Source organism: Roseomonas sp. TAS13 (genome assembly GCF_001950415.1).
GTDB lineage: Bacteria > Pseudomonadota > Alphaproteobacteria > Acetobacterales > Acetobacteraceae > Roseomonas > Roseomonas mucosa.
This window is the reverse complement of sequence record NZ_BDLP01000472.1, coordinates 1-2,853: the sequence shown is the minus strand read 5'-3', so window position 1 is coordinate 2,853 and position 2,853 is coordinate 1. Positions and strand designations below refer to the sequence as shown.

At 73.3% G+C, this 2,853-nt stretch carries 3 protein-coding genes and 1 pseudogene; all 4 read left to right on the top strand.

Annotation, left to right across the window (positions count from 1 at the left end):
• A pseudogene (locus ROTAS13_RS27465) lies at nt 1-518 on the top strand (hypothetical protein); the annotation flags it as partial.
• 74 nt (nt 519-592) lie between these two features.
• Complete coding sequence (locus tag ROTAS13_RS22265; protein WP_058390175.1) at nt 593-1,060, top strand: RidA family protein; 468 nt, start codon at nt 593-595, stop codon at nt 1,058-1,060.
• A gap of 87 nt (nt 1,061-1,147) precedes the next feature.
• Nucleotides 1,148-2,311: a GNAT family N-acetyltransferase gene (locus ROTAS13_RS22260; protein WP_019463119.1), complete on the top strand. Its 1,164-nt coding sequence runs from the start codon at nt 1,148-1,150 to the stop codon at nt 2,309-2,311.
• Nucleotides 2,295-2,853, top strand: a 559-nt coding sequence (locus ROTAS13_RS22255) for a DMT family transporter (RefSeq protein ID WP_139323499.1), incomplete at its 3' end; no start/stop codon positions are given. The genes ROTAS13_RS22260 and ROTAS13_RS22255, both read left to right, overlap by 17 nt.

Genomic DNA, 2,853 nt, shown 5'->3' with positions numbered 1-2,853 from the left:
CTACACCTCTCTATGCTGACGTCGAGACTTGTGATCAAGAGGCAGCCCCGACCCGCGCGGCGGCGCGCGGGCAGGTCTGGAAGGTCTCCATCGCCGGGCACAGGGTCACGCTGCGCACCGCCGAGCACCCGGACGGCACGCTGTCCGAGGTCTCGCTGACGCTGGCCAAGGACAGCGCCGCCTTCCGGGGCGTGCTGGACGCGCTGTGCCAGTCCGTGTCGCTGGGCCTGGCCCGGGGTGTGCCGCTGGCGGAGTTCGTGCAGGCCCATGCCTATACGCGCTTCGGCCCGGCCGGGGTGGTGGAGGGCGACTCGCGGATCGCCCGGGCCACCTCGATCCTGGACTGGGGCTTCCGGCGGCTGGCGCTGGAGTACCTGGAGGGGCCGGCCCTGGCGGACCCGACCGAGGAGGAATGCGGCGCCGAGCTGGGTGTGGCGGCGGGCGAGCAGCCGCTGCTGCCGCTGGAGGCCCCCGCCGGCCCGAAGGCGCGGCGGCGCAGCCTGCGCCTGGTGGGCTGAGGGCCGGCGAAGGCGGTTTCACGGGCGGCACGGCGCGGTCTATGACGGCCCCGGTTCTTCCGAGGAGCATGTGCATGACCGGTCCGATCGACGCCCGCCTGAGCGAGCTCGGCCTCACCCTGCCCGAACCCGCCACGCCCATCGCCAACTACGTGCCTGCGGTGATCGCCGGGTCGCTGCTGGTGATCTCCGGCCAAATCCCCATGCAGGCGGGCAGGATCGCCGTCACCGGCAAGCTGGGCCAGGGCGTCGGCCCCGAGGCGGGGCGGGAAGCGGCGCGGACCTGCTTCCTCAACGTGCTGGCCCAGGCCCGGGCGGCGCTGGGTGGCGATCTCGGCCGGGTGAAGCGCGTGGTGCGGCTGGGCGGCTTCATCGCCTGCACGCCGGACTTCACCCAGCACGCGGTGGTGATGAACGGCGCCTCCGACCTCGCGGTGGAGGTCTTCGGTGAGGCCGGCCGCCATGCACGCTCGACCATCGGCGTGCCCTCGCTGCCTGGCGACGCGGCGGTCGAGGTCGAGGCGATGTTCGAGATCGCCTGACCCGGCGACGCCCCCAGGGAGAACCCTTCCCGCCGCATCGCAGCAGCGGGAGCTTGCGCTGGCCCGGGGAGGGCGCACATTGGGTCCATGCCCGAGTGCGCGCCCGAGCTGACGTTGACCCTGCATCCGCGCATCGCGGAGATTTCCGCCGCCGAATGGGATGCCTGCGCGGGGGAGGGGAACCCCTTCGTCTCACACGCCTTCCTCTCGGCGCTGGAGGACAGCGGCTCGGCCGGCGGCAGGACGGGCTGGCTGCCGCAGCACGCGGCGCTGCGCGATGCGGGCGGCACGCTGCTCGCGGTGGCGCCCGCCTATGCCAAGAGCCATTCCTACGGCGAGTACGTCTTCGACTGGGGCTGGGCACGCGGCTTCGAGCAGGCGGGCGGGCGCTACTACCCCAAGCTCCAGGTCTCGGTGCCCTTCTCCCCCGTGCCGGGGCCGCGCCTTCTGACCCGCCCGGGCGGTGGCGTGCCGGTGGCGGCGCTGGCCCAGGGGCTGCGGCAGGCGGTGGCCGATCTGGGGCTTTCCTCCTGCCATGTCACCTTCTGCACCGGCGCAGAATGGGAGGCGCTGGGCGAGGTCGGGTGGCTGCAACGCCTCGGCACGCAGTTCCACTGGGCCAACCCGGGCTATGGCAGCTTCGACGACTTCCTGGGCGCCCTGTCCTCGCGCAAGCGCAAGACGCTGCGGCGGGAAAGGCGGGACGCGCAGGCGGCCGGGCTCCGCTTCCGCGCCCTGCGGGGGAGCGAAATCACGCCGGAGCACTGGCGGGTCTTCCACCAGTGCTACCGACACACCGTGGACCGCAAATGGGGCGACGCCTATCTGAAGCCGCGCTTCTGGCCGCTGCTGTCCGAACGGCTGGGCGACCGCGTGGTGCTGATGGTGGCGGAGCGCGATGGCGAGCCGGTGGCGGGGGCGCTGAACCTGATCGGGGAGGACGCGCTCTACGGGCGCAACTGGGGCTCGCTGGTCGAGGCGCCCTTCCTGCATTTCGAGCTCTGCTACTACCAGGCCATGGACTTCGCCATCGCGCACGGCATTCCGCGCGTGGAGGCCGGGGCGCAGGGCGAGCACAAGATCCAGCGCGGCTACCTGCCGGTGCCGACCTATTCCGCGCACTGGATCGAACATGCCGGTCTGCGCCGTGCCGTGGCGGGCTTCCTGAATCAGGAGCGTCCGGCCATGCTGGCGGAGATGGAGGCGCTGGCCCTGGCCTCGCCCTTCCGCCGGGATGGACAAGAGGACTGACGCCGCCGCCGATGCCCGCTTCACCAGTACCGCGGGGCGCACACCCGGCGCCGCGATGCTGACCGCCTATGCGCAGCTCGCGGGGTCGATGGTCCTCACGGGGGTCAATGTCGGCGTCGCCAAGACCCTGGCCGGCGCGCTGCCCATCGCCATGATCCTCGGCCTGCGCTGCCTGCTGGCCGTCGCGGTGCTGCTGCCGCTGTCGCTCTGGCGGGACGGGCCGCGCCTGCCGCCGCGCGGGGCCCTGCTGAACCTGTTCTGGCAGGCCCTGCTGGGTACGGTGCTCTACAACGCCGCGCTGCTGCTCGGCCTGCGCCTGACCACGGCGCTGGAGGGCGGGCTGATGCTGGCGGCCATTCCGGCGGTGGTGGCACTGGGCGCGGCGCTGCTGCTGCGGGAACGGCTGACGCCGCGCGGCTGGGCGGCGGCCCTGCTGGCGGCGGGCGGGATCGGCGCCGTCACCCTGGCCCGAGGCGGCGGGGACGGGCAGGGCGGCGGCAGCCTCGCGGGCAATGCGCTGGTGCTGCTGGCCGTCTGTGGCG

Excerpts from the sequence above, each read along its gene's own strand:
- ROTAS13_RS22265 (WP_058390175.1), top strand. The coding sequence starts at position 593 with ATGACCGGTCCGATCGACGCCCGCCTGAGCGAGCTCGGCCTCACCCTG.
- ROTAS13_RS22260 (WP_019463119.1), top strand. The coding sequence starts at position 1,148 with ATGCCCGAGTGCGCGCCCGAGCTGACGTTGACCCTGCATCCGCGCATC.